Annotated in this window: 26 protein-coding genes; 11 read left to right on the forward strand and 15 right to left on the reverse strand. The window is 70.0% G+C overall.

What is annotated here, in order from left to right; genetic code table 11:
• Nucleotides 1-32: 32 nt before the first annotated feature.
• From ACPYN5_RS00335 to ACPYN5_RS00345, 3 genes are read left to right on the forward strand one after another with little or no spacing between them, the layout of a single operon-like run.
• Entirely contained in the window at nt 33-794 is a 762-nt protein-coding gene (locus ACPYN5_RS00335; RefSeq protein ID WP_424446992.1) for an SDR family NAD(P)-dependent oxidoreductase, read from the forward strand.
• Nucleotides 791-1594, forward strand: a complete 804-nt coding sequence (locus ACPYN5_RS00340) for an enoyl-CoA hydratase/isomerase family protein (RefSeq protein ID WP_424446993.1) — start codon at nt 791-793, stop codon at nt 1592-1594. The genes ACPYN5_RS00335 and ACPYN5_RS00340 overlap by 4 nt, the downstream gene beginning before the upstream one ends.
• Nucleotides 1591-2433: an SDR family oxidoreductase gene (locus ACPYN5_RS00345; protein ID WP_424446994.1), complete on the forward strand. Its 843-nt coding sequence runs from the start codon at nt 1591-1593 to the stop codon at nt 2431-2433. Before ACPYN5_RS00340 ends, ACPYN5_RS00345 begins: the two co-directional genes overlap by 4 nt.
• A gap of 39 nt (nt 2434-2472) precedes the next feature.
• Here the strand turns inward: ACPYN5_RS00345 and ACPYN5_RS00350 are convergent, their stop codons facing one another.
• Genes ACPYN5_RS00350 through ACPYN5_RS00375 form a run of 6 tightly spaced genes read right to left on the reverse strand, consistent with a single transcriptional unit; the run spans nt 2473 to nt 9625 of the window.
• Nucleotides 2473-3468, reverse strand: coding sequence for an ornithine cyclodeaminase family protein (locus ACPYN5_RS00350; protein ID WP_424446996.1), 996 nt, complete (start codon nt 3466-3468; stop codon nt 2473-2475).
• Nucleotides 3465-4688, reverse strand: coding sequence for an amidohydrolase family protein (locus ACPYN5_RS00355; protein WP_424446997.1), 1224 nt, complete (start codon nt 4686-4688; stop codon nt 3465-3467). Before ACPYN5_RS00355 ends, ACPYN5_RS00350 begins: the two co-directional genes overlap by 4 nt.
• Entirely contained in the window at nt 4685-6226 is a 1542-nt protein-coding gene (locus tag ACPYN5_RS00360; RefSeq protein WP_424446998.1) for an ABC transporter substrate-binding protein, read from the reverse strand. Before ACPYN5_RS00360 ends, ACPYN5_RS00355 begins: the two co-directional genes overlap by 4 nt.
• A gap of 11 nt (nt 6227-6237) precedes the next feature.
• On the reverse strand, nt 6238-7827 hold the full coding sequence (locus ACPYN5_RS00365; RefSeq protein ID WP_424446999.1) for a dipeptide ABC transporter ATP-binding protein: 1590 nt from the start codon (nt 7825-7827) through the stop codon (nt 6238-6240).
• Nucleotides 7824-8711, reverse strand: a complete 888-nt coding sequence (locus tag ACPYN5_RS00370; protein ID WP_424447000.1) for an ABC transporter permease — start codon at nt 8709-8711, stop codon at nt 7824-7826. Before ACPYN5_RS00370 ends, ACPYN5_RS00365 begins: the two co-directional genes overlap by 4 nt.
• Nucleotides 8708-9625: an ABC transporter permease gene (locus tag ACPYN5_RS00375; protein WP_424447001.1), complete on the reverse strand. Its 918-nt coding sequence runs from the start codon at nt 9623-9625 to the stop codon at nt 8708-8710. Before ACPYN5_RS00375 ends, ACPYN5_RS00370 begins: the two co-directional genes overlap by 4 nt.
• Before the next feature lie 189 nt (nt 9626-9814).
• On the opposite strand from ACPYN5_RS00375, the gene ACPYN5_RS00380 reads away from it, so the two are divergent.
• On the forward strand, nt 9815-10504 hold the full coding sequence (locus ACPYN5_RS00380; RefSeq protein ID WP_424447002.1) for a GntR family transcriptional regulator: 690 nt from the start codon (nt 9815-9817) through the stop codon (nt 10502-10504).
• A gap of 8 nt (nt 10505-10512) precedes the next feature.
• Here the strand turns inward: ACPYN5_RS00380 and ACPYN5_RS00385 are convergent, their stop codons facing one another.
• Complete coding sequence (locus ACPYN5_RS00385; protein ID WP_424447003.1) at nt 10513-10995, reverse strand: GNAT family N-acetyltransferase; 483 nt, start codon at nt 10993-10995, stop codon at nt 10513-10515.
• Nucleotides 10995-11864: a Cof-type HAD-IIB family hydrolase gene (locus ACPYN5_RS00390; protein ID WP_424447004.1), complete on the reverse strand. Its 870-nt coding sequence runs from the start codon at nt 11862-11864 to the stop codon at nt 10995-10997. The genes ACPYN5_RS00385 and ACPYN5_RS00390 overlap by 1 nt, the downstream gene beginning before the upstream one ends.
• 75 nt (nt 11865-11939) lie before the next feature.
• Between ACPYN5_RS00390 and mmuM the strand changes: the two genes are divergently transcribed.
• Entirely contained in the window at nt 11940-12818 is an 879-nt protein-coding gene (gene mmuM / locus ACPYN5_RS00395; RefSeq protein ID WP_424447005.1) for a homocysteine S-methyltransferase, read from the forward strand.
• On the opposite strand, the gene ACPYN5_RS00400 is transcribed toward mmuM, so the two are convergent.
• The 7 genes from ACPYN5_RS00400 to ACPYN5_RS00430 all read right to left on the reverse strand — a co-directional run bounded on the left by ACPYN5_RS00400 (nt 12811) and on the right by ACPYN5_RS00430 (nt 21535).
• Nucleotides 12811-13686, reverse strand: coding sequence for a Cof-type HAD-IIB family hydrolase (locus ACPYN5_RS00400; protein WP_424447006.1), 876 nt, complete (start codon nt 13684-13686; stop codon nt 12811-12813). The genes mmuM and ACPYN5_RS00400 overlap by 8 nt on opposite strands.
• Before the next feature lie 116 nt (nt 13687-13802).
• Nucleotides 13803-15221, reverse strand: coding sequence for a glycoside hydrolase family 1 protein (locus ACPYN5_RS00405; RefSeq protein ID WP_424447007.1), 1419 nt, complete (start codon nt 15219-15221; stop codon nt 13803-13805).
• Between the two features lie 84 nt (nt 15222-15305).
• Nucleotides 15306-17165 (reverse strand): beta-glucoside-specific PTS transporter subunit IIABC, encoded by a 1860-nt coding sequence (locus ACPYN5_RS00410; RefSeq protein ID WP_424447008.1) that lies wholly within the window; start codon nt 17163-17165, stop codon nt 15306-15308.
• A gap of 186 nt (nt 17166-17351) precedes the next feature.
• Nucleotides 17352-18263, reverse strand: coding sequence for a PRD domain-containing protein (locus ACPYN5_RS00415; RefSeq protein WP_424447009.1), 912 nt, complete (start codon nt 18261-18263; stop codon nt 17352-17354).
• 89 nt (nt 18264-18352) lie between these two features.
• Complete coding sequence (locus ACPYN5_RS00420; protein WP_424447010.1) at nt 18353-19675, reverse strand: NtaA/DmoA family FMN-dependent monooxygenase; 1323 nt, start codon at nt 19673-19675, stop codon at nt 18353-18355.
• Nucleotides 19676-19679: 4 nt separating this feature from the next.
• Nucleotides 19680-21017, reverse strand: a complete 1338-nt coding sequence (locus ACPYN5_RS00425; RefSeq protein WP_424447011.1) for an NtaA/DmoA family FMN-dependent monooxygenase — start codon at nt 21015-21017, stop codon at nt 19680-19682.
• A gap of 23 nt (nt 21018-21040) precedes the next feature.
• Nucleotides 21041-21535, reverse strand: a complete 495-nt coding sequence (locus tag ACPYN5_RS00430; RefSeq protein WP_424447012.1) for a flavin reductase family protein — start codon at nt 21533-21535, stop codon at nt 21041-21043.
• A 52-nt stretch (nt 21536-21587) separates the two neighbouring features.
• Between ACPYN5_RS00430 and ACPYN5_RS00435 the strand changes: the two genes are divergently transcribed.
• The 6 genes from ACPYN5_RS00435 (at nt 21588) to ACPYN5_RS00460 (ending at nt 26537) form a co-directional block, all read left to right on the forward strand.
• Nucleotides 21588-21983 carry a MerR family transcriptional regulator gene (locus tag ACPYN5_RS00435; protein WP_424447013.1) on the forward strand — a complete coding sequence of 132 codons (396 nt, stop codon included), beginning with the start codon at nt 21588-21590 and terminating at the stop codon, nt 21981-21983.
• Nucleotides 21984-21988: 5 nt separating this feature from the next.
• Nucleotides 21989-23269, forward strand: a complete 1281-nt coding sequence (gene rlmN / locus ACPYN5_RS00440) for a dual-specificity RNA methyltransferase RlmN (RefSeq protein ID WP_424447014.1) — start codon at nt 21989-21991, stop codon at nt 23267-23269.
• Nucleotides 23270-23347: 78 nt separating this feature from the next.
• The gene (locus ACPYN5_RS00445) at nt 23348-24361 is read left to right on the forward strand and encodes an aldo/keto reductase family protein (RefSeq protein WP_424447015.1); all 1014 of its coding nucleotides are present in this window, start codon (nt 23348-23350) and stop codon (nt 24359-24361) included.
• 22 nt (nt 24362-24383) lie between these two features.
• Nucleotides 24384-24866 carry an NUDIX hydrolase gene (locus tag ACPYN5_RS00450; protein ID WP_424447016.1) on the forward strand — a complete coding sequence of 161 codons (483 nt, stop codon included), beginning with the start codon at nt 24384-24386 and terminating at the stop codon, nt 24864-24866.
• Nucleotides 24867-24966: 100 nt separating this feature from the next.
• Nucleotides 24967-25269, forward strand: coding sequence for a hypothetical protein (locus ACPYN5_RS00455; protein ID WP_424447017.1), 303 nt, complete (start codon nt 24967-24969; stop codon nt 25267-25269).
• On the forward strand, nt 25266-26537 hold the full coding sequence (locus ACPYN5_RS00460; RefSeq protein ID WP_424447018.1) for a hypothetical protein: 1272 nt from the start codon (nt 25266-25268) through the stop codon (nt 26535-26537). The genes ACPYN5_RS00455 and ACPYN5_RS00460 overlap by 4 nt, the downstream gene beginning before the upstream one ends.
• Nucleotides 26538-26560 lie beyond the last annotated feature (23 nt).

Genomic DNA, 26560 nt, shown 5'->3' on the forward strand with positions numbered 1-26560 from the left:
TAGGGTGGAGGGGCGAGTTCGAAGGAGAGCACATGCAGATCGCGGGAGTCTCCGCCCTCATCACGGGCGGTGCCAGCGGCTTGGGGGCGGCCACGGCCCGGCGCCTCGCAGCCGGCGGCGCGCACGTCACGATCGTCGATCTGCCGGGCTCGGCCGGGCACGAGGTCGCCGCTGAGGCGGGCTGGAGATTCGCGCCGGCCGATGTGACCGATCCCGACCAGGTCGCCGACGCCGTCGAGACGGCGGCTCAGGCGGCGCCGCTGCGCATCGTCGTCAACTGCGCAGGCATCGCGCCGCCCGCGAAGGTGCTCGACCGCGAGGGCGCCCCGACCCCGCTGGCGGATTTCGAACGCATCGTCCGCATCAACCTCGTCGGCACCTACAACGTCGTGGCGCAGGCTTCGGCGGCGATCGCTCGCACCGACCCGACGAAGACCGGTGCTCGCGGCGTCATCGTCAACACGGCCTCCGTCGCGGCCTTCGACGGCCAGATCGGCCAGCCCGCCTACGCCGCGTCGAAGGGTGCGGTGCACGCGATGACCCTGCCGATCGCGCGCGAGCTCGCGCGTCACGGCATCCGCGTCTGCACCATCGCCCCGGGCATCATGCAGACGCCGATGATGGCCGGGCTCCCGGATGCCGCGCAGCAGTCCCTCGGTGAGCAGGTGCCGTACCCCCAGCGCCTGGGAACACCCGAGGAGTTCGCTGCCCTCGCCGCACACATCGTCGACAACGACTACCTCAACGGCGAGACGATCCGTCTCGACGGCGCGATCAGAATGGCACCACGATGAGCGACACCCCATCTGCGACCGACACCGTCCTGCTGAGCCGCGAGGGAGCCCTCGCCCGCATCACGCTGAACCGGCCCGCGTCGCTGAACGCCGTCGACGCGGAGATGGCGGAGCGGTGGCGCGAGGTCGCGACCGAGGTGGCCGCCGACGAGACGGTCGGCGCCGTGATCCTGGATGCCGCGGGCCGCGCCTTCTGCGCCGGCGGCGACGTCGTGTCGATGTCGACGTCGGGCCTCGGCGGCGGAGAGGTCACCGCGATGGCGCGGGTGATCACCGACGGCATCGCGGCGCTGACCGCGAGCGCCGTGCCGATCGTCGCCGCCGTGCAGGGCGCCGTCGCCGGCGGCGGGCTCGGCATCATGCTGGTCGCCGACTACATCGTCGCCGCGCCGTCGGCGGTCTTCGTCAGCAAGTACGCCAACATCGGCCTCACACCCGACCTGGGTGTGTCGACGCTCCTGCCGGCCGCCGTCGGACAGCGGCGTGCACTGCAGCTGCTGCTGCACGACACCGCCCTCGACGCCGAGACCGCCCGCGATTGGGGCCTCGTGACCGAGGTCGACCCCGATCCGGCGGCCCGCGCGGCGGCGCTCGCCGCGTCCTGGACCGACGGCGCGACCGCCGCATTCGGGCAGGCGAAACGTCTTGTCCGCGCCGGCTCGCAGCGCCCGTTCGCCGACAGCCTCGACGACGAAGCGCGCACCATCGGCGCGCGCTTCGACACCGACGAGGCTCGCGTCCGCATCGATGCGTTCGCCGCCGCATCCGCTCGCCGCTCTCGACCCGAGGAGAACTCATGACCGACGCGAAGCCCCTCGCGGGCAAGACGCTGCTGATGTCGGGCGGCAGCCGCGGCATCGGGCTGGCCATCGCGCTCCGCGCCGCCCGCGACGGCGCGAACATCGCCCTGCTCGCGAAGACCGATCAGCCGCACCCGAAGCTCGAGGGCACCGTCCACACGGCCGCCGCCGAGATCGTGGCGGCGGGCGGGCGGGCCCTGCCGATCGTCGGGGATGTGCGCGACGACGACTCGATCACCGAGGCCGTGCTGAAGACGCAGGGCGAGTTCGGCGGCATCGACATCGTCGTCAACAACGCCTCGGCGATCGACCTGTCGGGCACGCTCGAACTCGCCACGAAGCGGTTCGACCTCATGCAGGCGGTCAACGTCCGCGGAACCTTCCTGCTCTCGCGCGCGGCGCTGCCGCACCTGCGCGAGGCCGAGAACCCCCACATCCTCTCGCTGTCGCCGCCGCTGAACCTGTCGCCGAAGTGGCTCGGCGCGCACACCGGGTACACGCTCGCGAAGTACGGCATGACGATGGCGACGCTCGGCATCGCCGCCGAGTTCGCCGATGACGGGATCGCCGCGAACACGCTGTGGCCGCGCACGACGATCGCCACCGCGGCGGTGCAGTACTCCCTCGGCGGCGATCGGATGATGGCGGCGAGCCGCACGCCGGAGATCTACGCGGATGCCGCCTACGAGGTGCTGGTGCAGCCGGCGCGCGCGTACTCGGGCCAGACGCTGATCGTCGAGGAGGTGCTCGAGGCCGCGGGGATCACCGACCTCTCGGGCTACGCGGCCGTTCCCGGCACACCGGACGACGCCCTCTTCCCCGACGTCTTCCTCGACTGAGCCCGAGGCGCCACGGCCGGCCCGACCGGCCCGGCCGGGTCAGGCGCTGAGGTCGACGAGAGTGCCGACGCCCCGGGCGCGGGCGGCGCCGAGCAGCACCTCGGCGACCGCGATGTCCTGCGCGCCGATGCCGACCGAGTCGAAGAGCGTGATCTCCTCGGCGGAGCTCCGGCCCCGCACCCGCCCCGTGAGGACCTCGCCGAGGGTTCCGACCACGTCGTCGAGGCTGATCGCGCCCTCGGCGACCGCCAGGAGCAGGTCGCCCGACTTCGTCTCGGCGGTGGCCCGGTCGTCCACCCAGACCGATGCCCGCGCGAGGGCCCGACCATCGACCTCGCGCTCGTCGGGCCGGGGACGCGCTCCGACGACGTTGAGGTGCTGGCCGGGCTGCAGCCAGGCGCCGGCGAGAATCGGGTCGACCGACGGCGTGAGGGTGCACACCACGTCGGAGGCCTCGACGACGTCGCGGGGAGCCGCTGCGGCGACCACGTCGCCGGTCCAGTCGCCGTCGCGGGCCAGGTCGGCGGCGAACCGCGCGACCGTCTCGGATGAGCGCGACCACACCGTCAGCCGGTCGAAGGCCCGGATGCCGCGCAGCGCCCGCACGTGCTCGCGGGCGAGGGCACCGGCGCCGAGCAGCCCGAGGGAACGGCTGTCCTCGCGTGCGAGCGCCCGGGTCGCCACCGCGCTCGCCGCCGCGGTGCGAACGCGCGTCGGCACGCGGCCGTGCAGCAGCGCCACCGGACCGCCGTCGGTGCGGTCGACCACGAGGATCATCGACCGCTGGGTCGGGAGGTCGCGCGCGCCGTTGGCGGGTACGTCGGCGAGGAGTTTGACGCCGGCCAGGCCGGCGGCATCCGAGACGGCAGCCATGAGGATGAACCGTCCCGAGTCCGCGGCCGTCGACATGGCGGTGGGGCCGGGCTGGTCGGCGCCACCATCGGCGATCTCGGCGAAGGCGCGGGCGACGGCCTCGATCGTCGCGGGCCGGTCGACGAGGGACTCGAGCTCGGACGCCCCGAGAAGCAGGGTCACGCGGCGACCTCGCCGGTCAGCTCGAGCCCGTCGGCGACGACCGCGCCGCGGTACAGCACCGTGCGGTCGGGCAGCCGGTCCATGACCGCGGCGGTGACGGTGTCGCCCGACACGAGCACGAGGTCGGCGGGGTCTCCGACTGCGACGCCCGGGCGGTCGGCGGCGCCGGCGAGCGCTGCGCCCCGACCCATGACCGCGCGGCCTCCGGCGGTCGCGATCGCGACGCAGTGCTCGATGTCCTCGTCCCGGCGGAAGCCGTTGGTGAACGCGAGCTGCCACGTGCGGTCGAGCATGTCGGTGTTGCCGTAGGGCGACCAGTAGTCGCGCTGCCCGTCCTGACCGAGGCCGAGCCGGATGCCGTACTCGGCGAGCAGCATGGTCGGGAGCGGGCTGGGCGGCGCGATCGTCGCCATCGAGATGTCGAGGTCGCGGAACTGCTCGAGGAGCACGCGCAGCTGCGCTTCGGGAAGTCGGCCGAGGCCGTAGCCGTGAGAGATCGTCACCTGACCGCGCAGGTCGAGGGCCCGAGTGCGCTCGATGATCAGCTCGGCCGAGAACTTCGCGAGCTGATCGGGCTCGTGCAGGTGGATGTCGATCGGTGCGCAGTGCTTCTCGGCGATGCCGAACACGATGTCGAGGTGACGCACGGGGTCGCGGTCGAGAGCGCAGGGGTCGATGCCGCCCACGACGTCGGCGCCGCGTGCCATGGCACTATCGAGCACCTCGGCAGACCCCGCTTCCCGCAGCAGGCCGGCCTGCGGGAAGGCGATGATCTCGACGTCGCAGCGGCCCGCGTTCGCCTCACGCGCGGCGAGCACCGCGTCGAGTCGTTCGTGTCCGGCGTCGGTGTCGACCTGGGCGTAGGTGCGGACGGCCGTCGTGCCGCGGGCGATGGCGCGTTCGAGTGTCGTGGCCACCCGCGTGGTGATCGGGGCCTCGGCTTCGCGCCAATTGTCACGGTCGTTGAGCATCATGCCCCACACGCCGGGGACGCCGGTGTGCGGGCGGAACGGCAGACCGATGCGCGTGGAATCGAGGTGCACGTGCACGTCCGCGAACGACGGCAACAGGATGCGGTCGCGACCGTCGACGATCCGCTCCGCGTCCCCGGCGGGCGTCGAGCCTGCCGGGGCGACGCCGGTGATGACGTCGCCTTCCAGGGTCACATCGGCGGTCTGTCCGCCCCACGGGCGGACGCGGGTGAGGATCGTGCGGGTCATTCGAAGCTCGTCTCGGTGAAGTCGTACAGGCCGTCGGCGCGCGGCTCCCACCGCAGCGATCCGCCGGCGGCGAAGTTGTTGGCGGGGACGTACAGGGGCACGAAGTACGCCTGGGTGTTGCTGTAGTCCAGCAGCTCGGCGAACACGGCCTCGCGCTCGGCGCCGTCGACGCCCCGCTGACGCTCGGCGAGCTCGGTGGTGACGGGGTCCTGGGCGTAGTTGTTGTTGCCCGCCGGCTCGTAGAAGTCCGTCAGGGGCAGGTCGCCGTCGAGGGTCGACGGGGCCCACGTGTTCAGGTAGATGCCCTGCATCTCCTTGCCGCGCACCTTCAGGGTGTGGCTCTGCTGGTCGGCGCCGCGCATGTCGACGGCGATGCCGACCGCCTCGAGGTAGCCCTGGATGCTCTGCGCGATTTCGCTCGAGAGCGGGATGCGGCCGTCGGTGGCGTAGTCGAACGGGATCGGGGTTCCGTCGTAGCCTGCCTCGGCGAGGAGGGCGCGCGCCGCGTCCGGGTCGAAAGCGGCACCCTCGACGCTGTCGGCATACCCCTCGACCGCGGGCGCGAGCATGGCCTTCGCCGGTTCGGCCAGGCCCGCCAGCAGCGACGTGACGATCGCCTCGCTGTCGATCGCGTGTGCCACCGCCTGACGGATGCGCACGTCTTGCAGCGCGCCCGCCGTGGAGTTGACGCCAAGGAACACGACTCCGTTCGACAGGGCCGAGAACACCTGGGCGTTGCCCGCCGACTCGATGCTCGACACCTGGGTGGGCCCGATCTGCGCGACGTCGAGGTCGCCCGACAGCACGCCGCTGGCGCGGGATTCCGCCGACGACACCGGCTGCAGCGAGATCGACTCGATCACCGGTGCTTCGCCCCAGTAGTCCTCGTTGCGCACCAGGTCGTACGACACGCCCGCGGCGATCTTGTCGAACACGTACGGTCCCGAGCCGATCGGCTCGCGTGCGTACGCGTCGGGACCCATCTCCTGGTAGGTGTCGGCGGGCACGATCGAGATGAGCGAGGTGTTGCGCGGGAACGCGGAGAAGGGCTGCTTCAGCACGAAGCGCACGGTGAGGTCGTCGACCCTCTCGACGCGCTCGACCGAGGAGAGGTAGGCGTAGTTCTCGCCGGTCGGATCGCCGAGGATCGTCTCGTACGAGAAGACGACGTCGTCGGCGGTGATCGCCTCGCCGTTGCTGGCGGTGACGTCGGGCTGCAGGGTGAACTCCCACTGCGTGAGGTCGGCGTTCGCGGTCCAGTCGGTGGCGAGCTTGGGCAGCATCTCGCCGTCGGCCGCGATCTTCACGAGCTGGTCGTGCGTGTGGAAGAACACCGACAGGACCACCAGGGCGCCCGATCGGATCGGGTCCATCGAGGTCGGGTCGGTCGGCAGCGCCGCCGTGATGGTGGTCTGCGCGCTGCCGGAGGACGAGCCGGAGGGCTCGTCGAAGCCGCCGGCGCACCCGGCGAGCAGCAGCGTGCCCAGGGCGAGTGTGGAGGCGCCGGCGAGTGCGCGGCGCGAGCGGGAAGAGGTCATGGCGGGGCCTTTCAAACGGTGAGTCGGGGAATGGCGTCGAGCAGGGTGCGGGTGTAGGGATGCTGCGGATCGGTGAACACGGCCTCGGTGGGGCCTTCTTCGACGATGCGGCCCGCCTGCATCACGACCACGCGGTCGGCGATGCCTCGCACGACCCCGAGATCGTGCGAGACGAAGAGGTAGGCGAGGCGGTGCTCGCGCTGCAGCTCGCGCAGCAGATCGAGGACCTGGGCCTGGATGGACACGTCGAGGGCTGAGACCGGCTCGTCGAGGAGGACGAGCGCCGGATCCAGCGCGAGCGCACGGGCGATGCCCACGCGCTGACGCTGACCTCCGGAGAGGCGGCGCGGCAGGCGCTGGTCGAACGACGCATCGAGGCCGACGGCGTCGAGCAGCGACCGCACGCGGGCTGCCGAGAACGCGCGTCGCACCCGCAGCGGCTCCGCGACGGTGCGGGCGATGCTCAGGCGCGGATCGAGGGCCGACGACGGATCCTGGAACACGATCTGCGCCCGCGCACGGTCGGCGCCCGTGCGTCCCGAGATCGACGGCGACATCTCGGTTCCCGCGAGCGCGATCGTCCCCGACGTCGCCGGCGTGAGGCCGAGGATCGCGCGCAGGAGCGAGGACTTGCCGCATCCCGACTCGCCGACGACCGCGAGGGTCTCGCCGGCGGCGACCCGCAGCGACACGCCGTCGACGGCGCGCACCGACTCGCCGCGGCGGCCCGGGTAGGAGACGACGAGGTCGGTGACCTCGAGGGCCGTCTCGGCGTCCGGTGAAGCGGCGCGGGTGCGGGCCGGCGCGATATGCGCGGAGGGGATCGCGGCGAGCAGCCGCCGCGTGTAGTCCTGGGTCGGAACGGTGAGCACGTCACGGGTGGTGCCGCGCTCGACGACCGCGCCCGAGCGCATGACGACGATCTCGTCGGTGTGCTGTGCGACGACGCCGAGGTCGTGGGTGACCAGCGCCAGTGCCGACCCGGTGCGTTCACGCACCTCGTCCAAGAGCGCCATGACCTGAGCCTGGACGGTGACGTCGAGCGCGGTGGTCGGCTCGTCGGCGATGAGCAGCAGCGGGTCGTGGGCGATCGCCATCGCGATCATCGCGCGCTGACGCATGCCGCCCGACCACTGGTGGGGGCGCGCCGCGGCCCGCTCGGAGGCGTCGCGGACGCCGACCGACTCCAGCAGCTCGACGGCGCGGCGGCGCGCCGCGGCCCGGCTCATCCGGGGAGCGTGCACGCGGACGGCGGTCGCGACCTGCGCGCCCACGGGGCGCAACGGGTCGAGCGAGGACATCGGGTCCTGGAAGATCATCGCCGCGACGCGTCCGCGGGCACGGCGCAGCTCCCGATCGCTCAGGCCGGTGACGTCGCGGCCGTCGAGCAGGATCCTGCCTCCCGACACGCGCACACCCTCGGGCAGCAGGCCCATCGCGGCGAGCATCGTCAGGCTCTTCCCCGAGCCGGACTCGCCGACGATGCCGAGCGCGCGCCCGGCCGTGATCTCGAGCGAGACCCCGGCGACGAGGGTTCGGGTCTCTCCCGCGGCGACGGTCTCGAGCGAGAGGTCGTCGATGGTGAGGATGGATGCGGTCATCGCCGGCCTCCCTTGCGCAGCAGGGCGCCGCGCGCCTCTGCGGTGAACTGCTGGCTGACGAACTGCACGCCCGCGACGGCGAGGAACATCACCAGGCCGGGGAGGATCACGAGCCACGGGTCGGTCGCGAGGTATTTCTGGCCGTCGAAGATCATCGCGCCCCAGCTGGGAGTGGGCGGCTGCACGCCGAGTCCGAGGTACTCCAGCGACGCCTCGATGAGCACGATCGTCGCGATGTCGGTCGCGGCGATGATGAGGGTGTGGGGCCAGACGTTGGGGACGACGTGGCGGGTGACGGTCCAGAAGGTGTCGGCGCCCTGGGTGAGGGGAGCGACGACGAAGTCCTGGCGGCGCAGGGCCGCCGTGACGTTGCGGGTGACCCGGGCGTACCCGACCCACCACGTGCACCCGACGACGAGGATGGTCAGCCCGGCGCTCGGTGACACGACCGCGCAGATCGCGATCAGCAGCAGCACGACGGGCATGGCGAGCACCGTGTTCGACAGCACCGAGAGGCCCGATTCGATGCGACCGCCGAAGTACCCCGAGACGATCCCCACGGTCGTGCCGATGAGGGCGCCGAGCACGACGATCGCCAGGGTGATGCCGAGAGTCACCGACGAGGCGAGGGCGATGCGGCTGAGCAGGTCGCGACCCAACGGATCGGTGCCCAACGGGTGCGCCGGATCGGTGAAGGGCGGCAGGAGAGCTCGCGAGAGGTCCTGCCCCATCGGGTCGAACCCCGGGAGGAGGGGGCGGACCGCGGCGAGAAGCAGGACGATCCCGATCATCGTGATTCCGACGACGGCGGAAGGGCGCAGGCGCAAGCGCGGCGGGCGGGTCGGGGTGGTCGCGGCGGCGATGGCGACGGGGGCGGCGGTCATGACTGGGCCGTTCGGGGATCGATGCGGGAGACGAGGACGTCGACGAGCGTGTTGACGAGGACGAACATGAGGGCGACGAAGAGCAGGCCGGCCTGCACGATGGGGAAGTCCCGCTGACTGACGGCATCCGTGAGCAGGCTGCCGATGCCCGGCCAGGCGAATACGACCTCGACGACGACGGTGCCGCCCAGCAGCCCGCCGAGGTTGAGCCCGGCCATGCCGAGAACGGGGGAGAGGGCATTGGGGAGCATCTGGGTCAGCAGGATGGCGCTGCGTCGCCGTCCCTGCGCGAAGGCCGTGCGCACGTAGTCCTGTTCGGCCTGCTCGCTGAGGGCGGCGTCGAGCAGGCGCAGGTACATGACGAACTGTCCTGTGGCGAGGGTGATGACCGGCAGCACCAGGCTTGCCGGGCTGGTGCGCCCGAGCGACGGGAGCACGCCGAGCGCGACCGAGAAGACGAGCACTAGGAGCAGGGCGAAGAAGAAGTCGGGGATCGACTGGCGGACAGCTCCGCTCCAGCCCACGATCGCGCGCAGCGCCTTGCTGCCGGTGAGCTGGATCGCCAGTGCGGCGACGAGCGCGAGGGCGAACCCGATCACGAACGCCCAGAACGCGAGCTCGACGGTGGCGGGCACGCGCTCGAGCACGAGACCCATCGCCGACTCGTGGCGCCGGTACGAGTCGCCGAAGTCGCCGACGAACAGCCCGGCGAGGAAGTCGAGGTACTGGAGCACGACCGGGCGGTCGAAGCCGAGGCTCGCGTTGAGGGCGTCGACCTCGGCGGCGGTGGCGTTGTCGGGCAGCAGCAGAGCCCCGGGGGCATCGGTGAGCCGGCCCAGCACGAACCCCACGGTCACCACGAGGAAGATCGTGGCGACGGCGAGGCCGAGGCGGCGCAAGAGGAAGGGGATCACGATCAGGACGCTATGACACGGCTCGTCCGTGAATCCCTCGCGTAATGAACACGCAACACAACTCTTACGCCGACGACACTTTGGAGTACCAAAACGGCGCTGAAAAGGCCCGAAAGGGCCGAAGTACCCGTTACGGCATACCAAACCGCACATCCCGGGGTTCCGGCTACGACCTGTCAGGATGGACGGGTGGACGACGAGACGGGCGCCGCGGGCCGCCGCATCGCGCACGCGCTGCGCGAGCGCATCATCACGGGTGAGATCCCGATGGGCGACAAGCTCGGCGAGCGCGACGTCGCTGTGCAGCTGGGAGTGTCGCGCGTGCCCGTGCGCGAGGCGCTGCAGGTGCTCGAGGCCGAGGGGTTCGTCTCGTCAGCGCACCGGCGCGCCGCGATCGTCCACACCTTCACGCTGGACGACGCCCGCGAGCTGTTCGACATGCGTATGCAGCTCGAGCCCTTCGCGGCATCCCTTGCCGCACGTCGCGCCGCCGCCGGCGCCGATACCACCCACCTCGTCGCCGCGCTCGAGATCGCTCATGTCGACCACGACGAGGACGCCCCCGCCTCGACCCGCAACTCCGACCTGCACGAGGAGATCTTCGCCCTCGCGGCGCACCGGCTGCTCCTGCGGATGAGCGGGCTGCTCACCGGTCGGACCCGCTGGCTGTTCCGCCTCACCCCCGAGCGCGACACGCCCCGCCGGTGGGACGAGCACGACGAGATCGTGGAGGCGATCCTCGCCGGTCACGCCGACCTCGCTTTCGCGCTCGCTGCCGCCCACGTCGAGCGCGGTCGCAGCGAGTCGATGCCGAGACTGGCCGAGCGGCTGCCGGCGGAGCCGGTGCGGCGGCGCCGGCGCAGCCCCGCTCAGCGCTGAGGCGCCCCTCAGTCGAGTTGCTTGCGCAGGAACACCTGGAACGTGCCGTCGTCGTGCGGCACCCGCTCCGACTCGACGTAGCCCTCGCGTTCGTACAGGCGCAGGTTCGCCTCGCTCAGGGAACCGGTGAACAGCTCGGCCGTCCGAGCCCCGGCCTCGCGACCGCGATCCTCGACGGCCGCGAGAAGGGCCGTGCCCAGTCCCGTGCCCTGCTGGTCGGGCGCGATGGAGATGCGGCCGATGAGCAGCAGCTCGCCGTCGACACGGGCACGCGCCGCGCCGACGATGCGACCGCCGTCGAGCGCGACGCATCCGTGGTTCTCCTCCAGCTCGGCGCGAAGCTCGTCGAGCGTCTGCGTGAGCGGCGGCATGTCGGCGGCGTCGTAGATGAGCGCTTCCGAGACGAACGCGGCACGCTGCAGCGTCAGCACCTCGCCGGCGTCGTCCGGGACGATGGGGCGGATGCTGCGCTCCTCGGTCGCCCCGGACATCACGCGGCCGCCGCGGGGTCGATGATGCCGTGGCGCACTAAGGCGTTCCAGATGCCGTCGTCGAGGACGCCGGTGGTGACGTCTCCGGCGATGCGCTGCAGCTGCGGGTCGGCCTCGGCCATCGCGACCGCCGTGCCGCAGACCTCGAACATCTCGACGTCGTTCCAGCTGTCTCCGATGCCGACGGCGTCCGCAGCGTCGCGGCCGAGGTGCGCGAGCACCGCCTCGATGCCGGTTCCCTTGTTCGTGCCGCGCATCCCCACTTCGCCGTTGGATCCGGTCGGCAGCGGCATGCTGCCCGGAATCACGTGGAACTGCTCGCCGAGAGCCCGCTGCGTCTTCTCGACGGCGTCGGGGTCGGAGCTGACGAAGACGGCCTTGGCGATGTGGTCCAGGTCGGCCTCCTCGACGGGGGCGAACCGCGGGGCCGCCACGACATCCTCGGCGAGGGCGACCGACGACAGGTCATCGGCGTGACGCCGGCGGCGCTCGGCGATGAAGTCCGCGATGAACGATCGCACGCCTTCGCTCGCGTACACGCCGCTGTGCGACTGGATGAAGTAGCGCGTGCCCTGCTCGGCGAAGTAGGCCATGACCTGCTCGACGGCCGCGCGGGGCATCGTCTCGGCGAGGACCGTCTCGTCGCCGGAGACCGCGAGGGCGCCGCCGTTGGAGATGGCGCCGTCGAAGCCGATGTCGAGCACGCTGGGGTGGATGTCGCCGGCGGCGCGTCCCGTGCACAGGTAGACGAGGTGCCCGCGCTCGCGCGCGGCGCGAACCGCGGCGATCGTCGAGGGAGCGATCGTCTCGCCGTGCGCGAGGATGGTGCCGTCGACGTCGAGGAAGATGATGCGAGGTTCCGACGTCACTCCTCCAGCGTAATGCGGGGTCGCATGGGCAGACGGTGAACGTCCGCGGTCGTACCCGGAACCTAGAGTGACTCCATGCCCGACCTGAGCACAGCGCTGGCGACCCGACCGGTCGTGCTCGACGGCGGCCTGGGCACGACGCTCGAGGCGTCGGGCCACGATCTGACGGGCGACCTCTGGTCGGCGCGCGTGCTCGCCGAGGCGCCCGCCGACGTCCGCGCCGTGCACACCCGCTTCGCCGCCGCGGGGGCCGACATCCTCACGACCGGCTCGTACCAGATCGCCTTCGACAACCTCGCCGCGGTCGGCTTCGACGGCGCGCAGACCCGCCGCCTGCTGCACCTCGCGGTGCGGCTGGCGCGCGAGGGAGCAGCGGATGCGGGGAGAGACGTCTGGGTGGCGGCATCCGTCGGTCCCTTCGGTGCCACGCGCGCTGACGGCAGCGAGTACACCGGCGACTACGGCCTCTCCGTCGTCGAGCTCCAGCGGTGGCATCGTCGCCGGCTCGATGCGATCGTCGAGGCTGAGCCCGACGTCCTGGCGTTCGAGACGATCGCCTCGCCCGCCGAGGCGGAGGCGGTGGCGCGGGCGATCGACGGCGTCGGCATCCCGTCGTGGATCTCGCTCTCTGCCGCGAGCACGGCGTTCGACGCGGCCATGCTGCGCGAGACCCTCGCCGCGACCGCGAGAACACCCGGGGTTCTCGCGGTCGGCGTCAACTGCTGCGCGCCCGAGACGGTGTCGTCCGTCATCGCCGACGCGGCAGCGGCGCCGTACGTCGTCTATCCGAACAGCGGCGAGACGTGGGACGCCGCAGCGCGGGTGTGGACGGGTGACCCGGGCCGGCTCCTGGCCGACCTCGACGCGTGGCTCGCATGGGGTGCGCGCATCGTCGGGGGCTGCTGCCGCACGACGCCCGACGACATCGCCGCCATCGCTCACCGACTCAGATGAGGCCGTGACGGGCGAAAGCGTTGTGGATGCCGTCGTCGTCGATCGCGGTGGTCACCTCGTCGGCCAGGGCCTGCACCTCGGGTACGGCGTTGCCCATCGCGATGGCGGTGCCGCAGACCTCGAACATCTCGGCGTCGTTCCAGTTGTCGCCGATGCCGATCGCGTCGGCGGGGTCGATGCCGAGGTGGGCGAGCACCTCGAGGATCGCCGCGCCCTTGTTCACGCCGCGCGGGGCCACTTCTCCCGAGCTGCCGTCGGGGAGCGGGATCGTTCCCGAGACGACGGCGAAGTCCGGCGCGAGCTCGGCGAGCAGGTCGGCCACGGCGTCGGCATCGTGCCCGAGGATGACGGCCTTCGCGATCTCGGCATCCGAGAAGTGCACCGCGTCGTCGAAGGTCTTCATCCCGACGCTGAAGAACTCGAGCTCGTCGGGGTCGACCCCCGCCGCCCGCGCCCGCTCATCCTGCAGCGCACGGTCGCGTTCCAGTCGGTCCGCCAGGAGCGACGGCAGCCCGGGGCTCGCGAACAGCCGGTCGAACGACTGGAGGTACCAGTGGATGCCGCGGGCCTCGAACGCCGCCGTGAGGCGGGCGACGTCGGCGGCCGTCATGAGGCGCGACAGGATGAGCTCGTCGCCGACGCCCGCGAAGGCACCGCCGTTGGTCACCGCGCCGTCGAAGCCGATGTCGAGGATGCGTCCGCGCAGCTCGGCCATGCCGCGTCCGGTGCTCAGCAGCACGAGGTGGCCGTTCTCGCGGGCGCGGCGGACAGCGGCGACGGCCGAGTCGGGCAGATGGGTGCCGTCCTGCAGCAGGGTGCCGTCGACGTCGAGGAAGACGGCGCGTCGGCGGAATGCGGTCGGGGTCATGCGTTCTCTCGGGCTCGAAGAAGGAGGGCGCGGCCGCGGGCCAGAAGGAGGGCCCCGCGACCGCGCCCGGTCGGGTCCGGCGGATCGATGCCCGCCGGCGGAGGATCAGCTGAGGATCAGCTGGTGAGCGACGCCCCGTTGGTGCGGATCACCTCGGCGTACCAGTCGAACGACTTCTTCTTGTAGCGCTCGAGCGACCCCGAGCCGTCGTCGTTGCGGTCGACGTAGATGAAGCCGTAGCGCTTGCTCAGCTGAGCGGTCGAGGCCGACACGAGGTCGATGCAGCCCCAGGTGGTGTAACTCATGAGGTCGACGCCGTCGGCGATGGCCTCGCCGACCGCCTCGAGGTGAGCCTGCAGGTAGGCGATGCGGTAGTCGTCGACGACGGTCTTCACACCGTCGACCTCGACGAGCTCGTCCTTGGCGCCCAGGCCGTTCTCGACGATGAACAGCGGCTTCTGCCACCGGTCCCAGAACTGGTTGAGGACGAGGCGGAGGCCCACGGGGTCGATCTGCCAACCCCACTCGGACTCCTTCAGCGTGGGGTTCTTGACACCGCCGAAGAGGTTGCCCTCGCCCATGACGCGCTTCGAGTCGTCGGTCGTCTCGCAGATCGAGGAGTAGTAGCTGAACGACACGAAGTCGACCGTGTTCTCCTTGAGGAGCGTCTTGTCCTCGTCGCTGATCTGCAGCTCGACACCCTGCTCGCGCAGGCTCCGCAGGTAGTAGCCGGGGTACTCGCCGCGCACGTGGATGTCGCCGAAGGCCAGGTTGACGCGCTCGGTGGTGAGCGCGGCGAACACGTCGTCGGGGTTCGGGGTGAGCGGGTACACCGGCATCGACAGCACCATGCAGCCGATCTGCGCGTTCGGGGCGAGCTCGCGTGCGACCTTGGTGGCCAGCGCCGACGCGACGAGCTCGTGGTGGATCGCCTGGTACAGGTCGGTGGGCGAGAGCTGGTCCTTCGGGGTGTTGATGCCGCCGGACATGAAGGGGGCGTGGACGATCGAGTTGATTTCGTTGAAGGTCAGCCAGTACTTCACGCGGGCGCCGTAGCGGCTGAAGAGGGTGCGCACGTAGCGCTCGTAGAACCCGATCATGTCGCGGTTGACCCAACCGTCGTAGGTCTCGGCGAGGTGCAGCGGGGTCTCGTAGTGCGAGATGGTGACGAGCGGCTCGATGCCGTGCTTCTCGAGCTCGTCCAGCACGCGGTCGTAGAACGCCAGGCCGGCCTCGTTGGGCTCGGTCTCGTCACCCTTCGGGAAGATCCGGCTCCACGCGATGGAGAAGCGGAAGGTCTTGAAGCCCATCTCGGCGAACAGGGCGATGTCCTCCGCGTAGCGGTGGTAGAAGTCGATGCCGACCTGCTTGAGGTTGTCGTCGGTCGGGCCCTCGGCGCGCGGGGTCATGATGCCCTTCGGCATGACGTCCTGGATCGACAGTCCTTTGCCGTCTTCGAGGTAGGCGCCCTCGAGCTGGTTCGCGGCGGTCGCGCCGCCCCAGAGGAAGCCGTCGGGGAACACGGTGGTGCTCATATCTCTCTCGTTTCGTATGGGTTCGGTTTCGAGTGTTCGGACCGGGCGGGGATGCGGGGTGCATCCCCGCCCGGTCGGGGCGGCTTACTTCGCCAGCGCGGTCTCGACGGAGACCGCTGTGAACAGCGGCTCACCGTGAGCGAGGGGGCCGGAGGCCGCGTTCGCGAGGCTCGGGTAGAGCTCGCCGTTGGTGATGATGACGGGCGTGGTCAGGTCGTATCCGGCCTGCTCGATCGCGTCGCCGTCGAACTCGACGAGCAGGTCGCCGGCCTTGACCTGCTGACCCGTCGTGACCTTCACGTCGAAGTGCGCGCCGGCGAGCTTGACGGTGTCGATGCCGATGTGGATCAGCAGCTCGGCGCCGTCGGCGTGACGCAGGCCGATCGCGTGCCCGGTCGGGAAGGCGGCTGCGACCACGGCGTCGAAGGGCGCGTAGACGGCACCCGAGCGGGGCTTGATGGCCACGCCGTCGCCGAGGCTGCCTTCGGCGAACGCCGCGTCGGGGGTCTCGCTCAGCGCGACGACGGTTCCGTCGACGGGGCTGAGCACGACGACGTCGTTACCGGATGCGGCGGCTGCGGCATCCGTCACGGCCGGCTCTTCGGGCTCCCGGAAGCCGACGATCACGGTCAGCAGGAAGGGAACGATGATCGCCACGGCGAGGCCGATGGCGAGGGCGGCCATATTGCCGTTGCCGAACAGGGCGGGCAGCGCCAGCCCCGAGGGAACGACGAAGGCCGTCGAGAACACGCCGCCGATCGCGATGATCGCACCGCCGATGACGCCGCCGACGATGCCGAAGGCGAACGGGCGCTTGAGGGGCAGGTTGATCCCGTAGATCGCGGGCTCGGTGATGCCGGCGAGGAAGCCCGAGAGCGTCGCGGGCGCGGCCAGCGACTTCAGGTTCTTGCCCTTGGCCCGCACCCAGACACCGGCCACGGCGGCTGCCTGCGCCAGGACGGCGGCGAAGACGGGGCCGATGAGCAGGATCTGACCGGTGGTCTGATACTCGAGCGTGAACAGCGGCACGAGGCCCCAGTGCAGGCCGAAGATCACGAAGACCTGCCAGAAGCCGCCCATGATGGCGCCGCCGGCCCAGGGGGCGTTCTCGAAGACCCAGCCGATGCCGGTGCCGAGCGCGCCGCTGAGGATCGCGGAGATGGGGCCGATGATGACGAAGACGAACGGCACGGCGATCAGCACGACGACCATCGGGGTGATGAACCGGCGGACGGCGCCCGGGAGCTTCGCGTAGAGGAACTTCTCGGCGTGGCTCTGCAGCCAGACGATCACGATGATCGGGATGACGCTCGAGACGTAGGTGACCATCGTGAAGGGGATGCCGAAGAAGGTCAGCCCCTCAGCGCCGACCAGCGGCGTGATGGTGGGGTAGAGCAGGGCTGCCGCGATCGCGAACGCGGTGAACTCGTTCGCCTTGAAGTAGCGCGCGGCGGTGAAGGCCAGTGCCATCGGGAGGAAGTTGATGAGGCCGTCGGAGAGGGCGTTCAGCACGGCGTAGGTCGAGTTGTCGGTGGTGATCCAGCCGAACGTGACCGCGGCGGCGAGGAACGCCTTCAGCAGACCGGTGCCCGCGAGCGCCCACAGCAGCGGGGTGAAGATCGCCGAGATCATCGAGATGAACCGGTTGAACAGGTTGCCCTTCGGGCCCTCGGCCGCGGGGGCGTCGGAGCCTCCTCCGAACTTGGAGATCTTGCCGATCTCGGCGTAGACCTCGGGCACGTCGTTGCCGATCACGACCTGGTACTGCCCGCCGGCCTGGGCGACGGTGACGACGCCGGGCACGGCCTTGATGGTCGCCGCGTTCGCCTTCGACTCGTCTTTCAGCACGAAACGCAGGCGCGTGGCGCAGTGGACGAGGGAGTTCACGTTCTCCTCGCCGCCGACGCCCTCCAGGACGCCGGCCGCGGTCTTCGAGTAATCCATCGGGACTGCTCGCTTTCTGCCGCAGCATCGCGGCACTCGGGTCGAGGAAGCCGCCGCATCCCGTTTCCGGGCAACAAAAAAACCTGAACTCGTTCACCGCCGATCAAAGCGATGTGAGTTCAGGTTTTGCCCGCTGCCGCGGTAACAATCCGGAGACTTCCGCAGGGCAGCGACGCCCTGCGGTGGTCACGGTACCACGGGTGGGTCGTCTCCGCCAGCGCCGTTCGCGCCGACCTGAGAGGCCAGGCGCTCGACGTGGACGATGACGTAGAGCAGCTCCTCGTCGGTCAGCTCCGACTCGGTGGCCGCACGGACATACGCCTTGACCTCTTCCGCGATCGCGTACGAACGCGGGTAGCTGTGCTTGGCGAACTCGAAGAACGACGTGTCGGCGTTGCGCAGCATCGTCTTCGACACGAGGCGCTGCAGCAGGAACTGGATGTGCAGGATGAAGCGGGCGTAATCCGGGCTGTCGACGTCGAGCTTGACGCCGAGACCGTTCTCGACCGTCATCACGACGTGCTGCAGGCGGCGGAACAACAGGGCGGCGGTGCCGTTCGGCTCGTCCCGGGTGGCGTTGAGGAGGTGCATCGTGAGGAACACCGCCTCTTCGGACGGCAGCTCGCGCCCGAGCGACTCGGAGATCGCCGACGCCATCCGCTGCGCTGCCGAGAACTCGTGCGGATGCAGCACACGCAGCTCGGGCATGTTGGTCGTCGGGATGCGGATGCCGTTGTCGAGTCGTTCCAGCACGAACTGGATGTGGTCGAGCACCGCCATCGTGAAGAAGCGGTCGAGGTGGTGACCGAGGCGGCGCTCGGCCTCGTCGACGGCGCGGGTCACGGCCTCCACCACCGGGTAGGGGACGTCGGTGAGGAGCTGGCGCACGCGGTCGCCGGCATCCCCGGAATCGAGGATGAACGTCTTCTCGACCTTGTCGGGATCGAGGGCGTCGGAGGGCTTCAGCTGGAAGCCGAGTCCTCGCCCCATCAGGACCCGCTCGCGTCCGTGCTCGTCGAGGGTGATGACGACGTTGTTGTTCAGCACCTTGTGCACGACGGTTCCGCGCGCGGGCGGGGCGACGTCGTCGAGAGCCATGGCTGCATTCTAAGAGTCGCCGCCGAGGGCGTTGCCCAGACCGCGCGGTGCACGCGTGCAGCCGCGGTCCGGAGGGCCTGCCTGTTCCCCTACGGTGCGCGCAGAACAGAGCCGTACTGCAGCGGCAGCCCGGCGTGCTCGCGCAACGTTTGCCCCTGGTACGCGTCGTGGAAGATTCCCCTTTCGCGCAACAGCGGCACCACCTCGTCGACGAAGGCGTCGATCTGCGTGCTGAAGTCGTCGAAGTTCAGCATGAAGCCGTCCGCTGCACCTCCGTCGAACCACGCCTGCAGGTGGTCGGCGACCTGCTCGGCGGTTCCGACCACCGTGGGGGAGGGGTCGAAGATCGCGTGCGCGAGGATGTCGCGCGGCGACCACCCCGCGTGTGCGAGTTCGACGGCTCGGGCCGACCGCACGTCGCCCGGATGGGCGCGCACCGCCGCGAGCTGCGCCGCGGTGAGTGACTCATCGGGCTGGCTCAGTCCGATCTGCAGGCCGAGGTACGCGCTCAGGCGCGCAAGGGGTCCACGGATGTCCAGGTGGTCATCGAGCGCGAGGCGCATGTCGAGCGCTTCACGCTCGGATGCGCCGACCGTGAAGCCCGCGAAAGCGATGAACCTGACCTCGTCGGGGTTGCGTCCTGCCTGGGCGACTGCACGTCGCACCAACTCGCGCTGCGAGCGACCTTCTTCGATGCTCGCCGGCATGCCGATCACGACGTCGGCGTACATGCCCGCGGCCTGAAGACCGAGCCCGCTGCTCAGAGGCATCACGATGACCGGCTGCCCCTGGTCGGACGGCGGCACGGGCAGCGGTCCGCGCGATCCCACCCGCGAGCCGTATAGATCGACGGGCTGCACGTGCGCCGGGTCGGCGAACATCCCGGTCGGATCGGGCTGCCCCGCCTCGAGGCCCCAGCTGCCCCACAGCCCCTGGACGATCTGCATCGTCTCGTGCAGGCGCTCGTACTTGTTCTCACGAGCGGGTGGCTGCTGCCCGAAGTTCGCGAAGGCTTCGGGCTCGTAGCTCGGCACCGCGTTCCAGCCCACCCGGCCGTGGCTATACACATCGAGGGCTTTGAGCTGACGGGCCAGCAGATACGGCTCGGTGAAGGACGTCGACACGGTCGCGACCAGGCCGAGGCGCTGTGTCGCTCGAGACACGGCCGACAGGGTGATGATCGGGTCGAGGTTGAAGATCGGATTGGCGGTGGCGAGATCGTCTCGCAGGAACAGCCGGTCGGCGATGAACATGAAGTGCAGCGTGCCCCGCTCCGCAGCCCGCGCGTAGGTCGCGGTGAGCTCGATGTCGGTGTACGCCTGGGGGTCGACATGGGGCATCCGCCAGGTGGCGGGGTGCGTGCCGAAGTTGTTCGTCAACGCTATGCCGAGGATCATCTGCCTCTCCGTCACGGGCTCACTCCCCTCCTTCACCGAAGACACGCGGGTCGAGCCCGTATTGCGCGGGGACCCCGAGGTTCTCGCGCAGGGTCGACCCGACGTAGTCGTCGGGGTAGACGCCCCGCTGCCGCAGCAGCGGAACCACCTGGTCGACGAAGGCGTCGACGCCGTCTGCGAAGATGTCCGGCGAGAGCCAGAATCCGTCTGCGGCGCCCGCCTCGAACCATGTCCGCAGGTGATCTGCGTGGAGTTCGGGCGGGCCCACGACGGTCGGGTGGAAGTCGATGACACCGTGGGCGAGGATGTCGCGCACCGACCATCCCTGACGCGCGACGTCGAGGGCGATGCCCGAGCGCGGGTCGTGCGAGGGGCGGGCTCCGGAGAGCTGCTCGGCGGAGAGAGGGTCGTCGAGGCGGTCGCGGTCGATTCTCACGCCGAGCATGCTCGCCAGGTGCGGTACCTGCATGCCGATGTCCTCGCCGATGATCTCGAGGCGCCGGTCGAGTCCCTCGCGAACGCTCGGGGCGACAGTGGCGATGAGGCCGGCGAAGAACTTGATGTCGTCGGGATCGCGTCCGGCATCCCGTGCCGCGTTCCTGACCATCTGACGCTGCGCACGCGCCTCTTCGATGGTCCACACCTCCGCGATGAACCCGCTGGCGTACCGCCCCGCGAGCGACAGCAGGTGGGGACTCGGACCGCCGGACGAGAAAATGACCGGCTGCCCCTGCTCCGACGGCGGGATCGCGAGCGGTCCGCGGGAAGCGACGTACGTGCCCTGCATGTTGATCGGCTGGAGTTTGGAGCTGTCGAGGTAACGTCCCGTCGCCTGGTCTTTGACCCAGGCATCCTCCTCCCAGCTGCCCCACAGAGCCTGCACGATCTGGAGCGATTCGTGTGCGCGCTGGTAGCGCTCCGATCGCTCGGCCACGGGCCTGCCGTAGTTGGCAGCGACGGCGGGGTCGCTCGTGGTGACGGCGTTCCATCCGGCGCGGCCGTGGCTGACGACATCGAGCGCCTTGAACTGCCGCGCGAGGTTGAACGGTTCCTGGAACGAGGTCGATCCGGTCGCCACGAAACCGATCCGCGAGGTGGCCCGCGCGATCGCGGTGAGGGCGATCATCGGGTCGATGATGTTGCGCACGCCCTGCTGGCCGATGTCAGCCCGCGCCGCCGGGAAGTCGGGGATGAAGAGGAAGGCGAAGCCGCCACGCTCGGCCGCTTGAGCGGAGTGCACGTTGGCGTCGATGTCGGCGTAGGCGGCGGGGTCGACGTGGGGTGCGCGCCAGGCGTTGCGCAACGAGCCGGAGCCGTCGTGGAGCGCCAGACCGAGGATCATTTTGTTGTCAGTCATCGCGAGAGTCCTTTCCGGACGGGTCAGCGGGCGAGGCGGTGGACACCGCTCCCGAAGAAGACGAGGGGATGCTGCCGGGTGTCGCGATCGAGCTCGAGAACCCGTAGCAGCGTCAGGGTGTGGTCGCCGGCGGCGACCTCGGCGTCGAGCTCGACGGTGAGGCGGGCCAACGCGCCGGTCACGAACGCGGCACCCGACGCGACGGTCATCCCGAGGTTCGCGAATCGCTGGTCGGCGGGGCGTCGCAGTTCGTCCAGCACCTGCGCCTGCTCCTCGCCCAGGATGCTCACACCCCAGCGTGGAGCTCGACGTAGTACCGGCCAGCTGGTCGATGCATGCGCGAAGGAGACCGACACCAAAGGCGGATCGAGCGAGACCGAGGTGAACGAGTTGGCCGATAGGCCGACGATCCGCCCATCGACCTCGGCTGCGACGAGGGCGATGCCGGTAGGGAAGCCGGCCAGGACGTGGCGCATCGCCTGCGTCACAGGACGTGATGGGGGAGCGAGATCCGGCACGACACCATTGTGAAACCTTCACACCCTGTCAATGTCAAGTTAAGCTTGCGGGATGAAGATCGGCGAACTCGCTGCGAAGACCGGCATGGCGACACGGATGCTCCGCTACTACGAGGAACAGGGCCTCATCGCGCCCCGCCGGTTGCCGAACGGGTATCGCGATTATGACGACTACCTCGTCGACCGGGTCAAGAAGATCAGAGGCCTCGTGGAATCCGGTGTTCCCACCCGCATCATCGGCGACATCCTCCCGTGCCTGAATCAATCGCCGCAGATCGTCGTGCGCGACGCCGACCCCGAACTGCGGGCGATGTTGATAGACCAGCGCGATGCGATGAATGCGCGCATCGCCGCACTCGAGCAGAATCGCGACGCCCTCACCCGCTACGTCGCCGCTATGGACCACAGAGCGAACCCGGCGAGCGCGCAGGTGGGGCCGGTACCCTGAAACCCATGACTGAGTCCACTCCCGCGCGCCCGACCAACACCGCCGTGCGTCGCACGGGACCCGGCCGTTCCGAGGTGGGCCGTCAGGTGCGCCCGGCGACCGAGGGCTGGTCGCAGCAGAAGGACGACTCCGGCCGGCCGCTGCTGCAGTTCGCGAGCCCGAAGCGCGGCAAGCCCCCGGTGCACCTGGCCGACCTCACGCCCGAGCAGCGGGTCGAGAAGGTCAAGGAGCTCGGCATGCCGGCCTTCCGGGCCAGGCAGCTCGAGAAGCACTACTTCCGGCACTTCACCTCGGATGCCACCGAGATGACCGATCTTCCCGCCGCGGGTCGCGATGAGCTCGTCGCGGGGATGCTGCCCCCGCTGCTCACCGAGGTCCGGCGCCTCGAGACCGACCGCGGCGACACCATCAAGTTCCTGTGGAAGCTCCACGACGGCGCCCTCGTCGAGTCGGTGCTCATGCGCTACACCGGTCGCATCACGCTGTGCGTGTCGAGTCAGGCCGGCTGCGGGATGAACTGCCCCTTCTGCGCGACCGGGCAGGCCGGGCTGACGCGCAACATGTCGGCCGGCGAGATCATCGAGCAGGTCGTCCGTGCCAATCGCCTGATCGCCGACGGCGGTCTCGGCGACCCGCGCAAGGTCGGGCACGAGGGCGAGCGCGTGACGAACATCGTCTTCATGGGCATGGGTGAGCCGCTGGCCAACTACGCCCGGGTCATGCAGGCGGTGCGCACGATGGTCGACAAGGACCACGGCATCGGCATGAGCGCGCGAGGCATCACCGTCTCGACCGTGGGCCTCGTGCCGGCGATCCAGAAGCTGACGAAGGAGGACATCCCCGTCACCTTCGCCCTGTCGCTTCACGCGCCCGACGATCAGCTGCGCGACGAGCTCATCCCGGTCAATTCGCGGTGGAAGGTCGACGAGGCCCTCGACGCCGCCAAGGCCTACTTCGACCAGACGGGTCGGCGCGTGTCGATCGAGTACGCCCTCATCAAGGACATGAACGATCACGCGTGGCGTGCCGATCTCCTGGCCGAGAAGCTCAACGCGCGCGGTCGCGGCTGGGTGCACGTGAACCCGATCCCGCTGAATCCGACGCCCGGGTCGATCTGGACCTCGTCCGAGCCCGAGGTGCAGGACGAGTTCGTGCGACGGTTGAACGAGGCCGGCATCCCGACGACCCTCCGCGACACCCGCGGCAAGGAGATCGACGGGGCGTGCGGCCAGCTCGTCGCCACCGAGGACGATCAGCGCGCGGCCGACACCGTTCCCGCGGGCTGACGTCGCCGAGCCGGGACGGTTGCAGTCATAGGACGCAACCCCCGCCCGTGCGGCCCCACCGCGAGGTAGCGTTTTCCCATGGTTGAGTATCGCTACCTCGGCAACAGTGGATTCAAGGTCTCGGAGATCACGTACGGCAACTGGGTGACGCATGCGTCGCAGGTGGAGAACGACGCGGCCATCGCGACCGTCCACAAGGCGCTGGACCTGGGCATCACGTCCTTCGACACCGCCGACGCCTACGCCAACACGGCCGCGGAGGTCGTGCTCGGCGAGGCGCTGAAGGGTCAGCCCCGCGAGACGCTCGAGATCTTCACGAAGGTGTACTGGCCGACCGGCCGCAAGGGACCGAACGACCAGGGACTCTCGCGCAAGCACATCTTCGACAGCATCAACGGGTCGCTCCGCCGGCTCGGGGTCGACTACGTCGACCTGTACCAGGCCCACCGCTACGACTACGAGACTCCGCTGGAAGAAACGATGCAGGCCTTCGCCGACATCGTCCGCCAGGGCAAGGCGCTCTACATCGGCGTCAGCGAGTGGACGGCCGAGCAGCTGCGCGAGGGCCACGCCCTGGCGAAGCAGCTCGGGTTCCAGCTCGTCTCGAACCAGCCGCAGTACTCGGCGCTCTGGCGCGTCATCGAGGGCAAGGTCATCCCCGCCTCGCAGGAGCTCGGCATCTCGCAGATCGTCTGGTCGCCGCTCGCGCAGGGCGTGCTGACGGGCAAGTACCAGCCCGGTCAGCCCGTGCCCGAGGGCTCGCGTGCCACCGACGAGAAGAGCGGGGCGAACTTCATCAAGCGTTTCCTGAACGACGAGGTGCTCACCGCCGTCCAGAAGCTGGGGCCCATCGCCGACGAGGCCGGTCTGACCGTGGCGCAGCTGTCGCTCGCGTGGGTGCTGCACAACGACAACATCGCGGCAGCGCTCGTCGGTGCGTCGCGTCCCGAGCAGCTCGAGGACACCGTCAAGGCGTCGGGCGTGAAGCTCGAGCAGTCCGCGTACGACGCGATCAACGACGCCCTCGCCGGCGTCGCGGTGACCGACCCGGCCGAGACCGACAACGTCTCGCCGAAGACGCGCCCGGCCTGATCCGGCTCGACCCCGCCCGATCATGGCCTCGACGAGCGCCGGCATCCTGCCCTACCGCATCGCTGCGGACGGCACGGTGTCGGCGCTCGTCGCACATATGGGCGGGCCCTACTGGTCGGCCAAGGACGAGGGTGCCTGGTCGATCGTCAAAGGCGAGTTCGACCCGGACGGTGAGGCGGCGCTGGATGCCGCGCGTCGTGAGTTCCGCGAGGAGCTCGGGCTCGAGCCTCCCGGCGGCGAGTACGCCGAGCTCGGTACGTTCTCGTACGCGTCGGGCAAGCGCGTCACGGTCTTCGTCGTCGATGCGGCGGACTTCGACGTCTCGGATGCGGTGTTCGGCGAGTTCGAGATGGAGTGGCCGCCGCGGTCGGGGCGCACCGCCTCGTTCCCCGAGGTCGACCGGGTGGAGTGGATTCCACTCGAGCGCGCCCGCGCGCTGCTCGTGACCGGGCAGCGCCCCGCCCTCGACCGGCTCGACGAACTGGTGCAGGGCCTGCGCCGATAGGTGCTCGGCGGGGTGGGGGAGCGCATGGGGAGAACTCCCCATCGCCCCCGGGGCTCGACTATTCCTATGCTGTTCACGACGACCCTGGGGAGGGATCACGATGGCTGACGGTGTAGAGATACCGCTCGACTCGATGCGAGCGCTCAGCGACGCCCTGCGCGACATCATCGCCGAGTTCGAGGACGCTGGCTCGCACACCGGTGCGCTGGTGGGAGCGATCGGGAACCCGCAGGGCGACAGTCGTCTCGCGCGTGCCGCCGAGGAGTTCGAATCGGAGTGGGACGACAAGCGCGAGACGCAGCGACGCAACCTCGAAGAGATGAAGAAGCGGCTGGACGACGCCCATGAGGGCTGGGTCCAGGCCGATCTCGAACTCGCCCAGAGCATGGAGTCAGCCGAATGACCGAGAACTCCTACATCTACTCCCGCGAGGAGATGCCCTCGACCCCCGGCGGTCGGCGGGTGCGGAAGATCGAGGGCGACCCCGGTTCGATCAGCTCTCGAGCGTCCGACATCGAATCGCTCGGCGACAAGATGGCCCGTGCCGCCTCGACGCTGCAGCTTTTCGCCGACGGCACCGTGGGGCGCGGCGAGTCGTTCGACGCCGTCCGTGAACAGGCGAAGGAGGTCTACGAAGATCTCCAGACCGCCGCTCGCCGGTACCGCCCGAGCGGCACCGCGCTGGCGGCCTATGCGACGGCTCTCAGCAGCGTCCAGGCCGACAGCGACTGGCGGGTCGACGGGGCGAACCGGACGTGGCCCGAGGTCAACGAGGCGTCGCGCGCCCTGAGCGGCGCCGAGTCCGACCAGCAGGAGTTCGACCGCAACGAGCGGCTGCACCCCGACGTCGAGCAGACGGAGACCCGGCCCAGCAGCGCTGGCGAGCAGGCCGCGTTCGACGCCGCGGTCTCATCGTGGGAGGCCTACTGGGGAACCTACGACGCGCCCGTCGAGACGTGGGAGTCGGCGTACGACACCGCTGTCAACAGCCTCGAGCGCACCAACGCCGACGGCGTGTCCGACAGCTTCTGGGACAACTCGATGCCGTTCGTCGAGGGGATGCTGACCGTGCTGTTCTACGTCGGCATCGTCCTGCTCGTGGTCGCGTTCTTCGTGACGGGTCCCCTCGCCCTCCTCGCAGGAGTCCTCGCGGCGGTCGCGGGCGTCCTGTCGCTGCTCGGCGAGATCGCGAAGCTGAACGCCGGACGCGGCGACTGGACGAGCGTCGCACTCGCCGCGGTCGGCATCATCCCGTTCGGAAAGCTCGCGAAATTGGGCGACGTGGCCGCGGGTCTCACGGGCTCCGTGCGTTTCCCCCGCCTCACGGCCGCATTCCGGCTCGGCGGCGAGGAGTTCGCGCAGTACGGTCGATCGCTCGATTCCTTCGTCGAAAGCCGGATGCCGGGCCTCTTCAACCGTTTCGACGACGCGGGTCAGCTCGTCTACCGCTCGCCGCACGGCCTCAACTCGCAGAACATGTTCCGCGGGCTGCTGACGCCGTCGTTCCTCGCGCAGGGCAACGGGTGGGTCGGCAGCATCCGCGGCGGCTGGCAGGCGCTCGCCGGAAATCCGACGAACCTGGCGCAAGCGATCGGCGGCAGCGTCGACGTCTACACGGACATCGTCTCGACGCTCCGTGAGGGTCGAGATCGCATCGCCGCCGCGCTGTAGTGTCGGAGGGTGATCGGAGGCGC

It is taken from the genome of Microbacterium arborescens (assembly GCF_049707515.1).
GTDB classification, from domain to species: Bacteria; Actinomycetota; Actinomycetes; order Actinomycetales; family Microbacteriaceae; genus Microbacterium; species Microbacterium arborescens_B.

What these genes read in the sequence shown, in the direction of transcription:
- ACPYN5_RS00425 (WP_424447011.1), bottom strand. Translation starts at nt 21,017, where the DNA reads ATGACTGACAACAAAATGATCCTCGGTCTGGCGCTCCACGACGGCTCC.
- ACPYN5_RS00335 (WP_424446992.1), top strand. Translation starts at nt 33, where the DNA reads ATGCAGATCGCGGGAGTCTCCGCCCTCATCACGGGCGGTGCCAGCGGC.
- ACPYN5_RS00405 (WP_424447007.1), bottom strand. Translation starts at nt 15,221, where the DNA reads ATGAGCACCACCGTGTTCCCCGACGGCTTCCTCTGGGGCGGCGCGACC.
- mmuM (WP_424447005.1), top strand. Translation starts at nt 11,940, where the DNA reads ATGCCCGACCTGAGCACAGCGCTGGCGACCCGACCGGTCGTGCTCGAC.
- ACPYN5_RS00450 (WP_424447016.1), top strand. Translation starts at nt 24,384, where the DNA reads ATGGCCTCGACGAGCGCCGGCATCCTGCCCTACCGCATCGCTGCGGAC.
- ACPYN5_RS00455 (WP_424447017.1), top strand. Translation starts at nt 24,967, where the DNA reads ATGGCTGACGGTGTAGAGATACCGCTCGACTCGATGCGAGCGCTCAGC.
- ACPYN5_RS00400 (WP_424447006.1), bottom strand. Translation starts at nt 13,686, where the DNA reads ATGACCCCGACCGCATTCCGCCGACGCGCCGTCTTCCTCGACGTCGAC.
- ACPYN5_RS00435 (WP_424447013.1), top strand. Translation starts at nt 21,588, where the DNA reads ATGAAGATCGGCGAACTCGCTGCGAAGACCGGCATGGCGACACGGATG.
- ACPYN5_RS00345 (WP_424446994.1), top strand. Translation starts at nt 1,591, where the DNA reads ATGACCGACGCGAAGCCCCTCGCGGGCAAGACGCTGCTGATGTCGGGC.
- ACPYN5_RS00355 (WP_424446997.1), bottom strand. Translation starts at nt 4,688, where the DNA reads ATGACCCGCACGATCCTCACCCGCGTCCGCCCGTGGGGCGGACAGACC.
- ACPYN5_RS00460 (WP_424447018.1), top strand. Translation starts at nt 25,266, where the DNA reads ATGACCGAGAACTCCTACATCTACTCCCGCGAGGAGATGCCCTCGACC.
- ACPYN5_RS00340 (WP_424446993.1), top strand. Translation starts at nt 791, where the DNA reads ATGAGCGACACCCCATCTGCGACCGACACCGTCCTGCTGAGCCGCGAG.
- ACPYN5_RS00360 (WP_424446998.1), bottom strand. Translation starts at nt 6,226, where the DNA reads ATGACCTCTTCCCGCTCGCGCCGCGCACTCGCCGGCGCCTCCACACTC.
- ACPYN5_RS00445 (WP_424447015.1), top strand. Translation starts at nt 23,348, where the DNA reads ATGGTTGAGTATCGCTACCTCGGCAACAGTGGATTCAAGGTCTCGGAG.
- ACPYN5_RS00385 (WP_424447003.1), bottom strand. Translation starts at nt 10,995, where the DNA reads ATGTCCGGGGCGACCGAGGAGCGCAGCATCCGCCCCATCGTCCCGGAC.
- rlmN (WP_424447014.1), top strand. Translation starts at nt 21,989, where the DNA reads ATGACTGAGTCCACTCCCGCGCGCCCGACCAACACCGCCGTGCGTCGC.
- ACPYN5_RS00410 (WP_424447008.1), bottom strand. Translation starts at nt 17,165, where the DNA reads ATGGATTACTCGAAGACCGCGGCCGGCGTCCTGGAGGGCGTCGGCGGC.
- ACPYN5_RS00415 (WP_424447009.1), bottom strand. Translation starts at nt 18,263, where the DNA reads ATGGCTCTCGACGACGTCGCCCCGCCCGCGCGCGGAACCGTCGTGCAC.
- ACPYN5_RS00365 (WP_424446999.1), bottom strand. Translation starts at nt 7,827, where the DNA reads ATGACCGCATCCATCCTCACCATCGACGACCTCTCGCTCGAGACCGTC.
- ACPYN5_RS00370 (WP_424447000.1), bottom strand. Translation starts at nt 8,711, where the DNA reads ATGACCGCCGCCCCCGTCGCCATCGCCGCCGCGACCACCCCGACCCGC.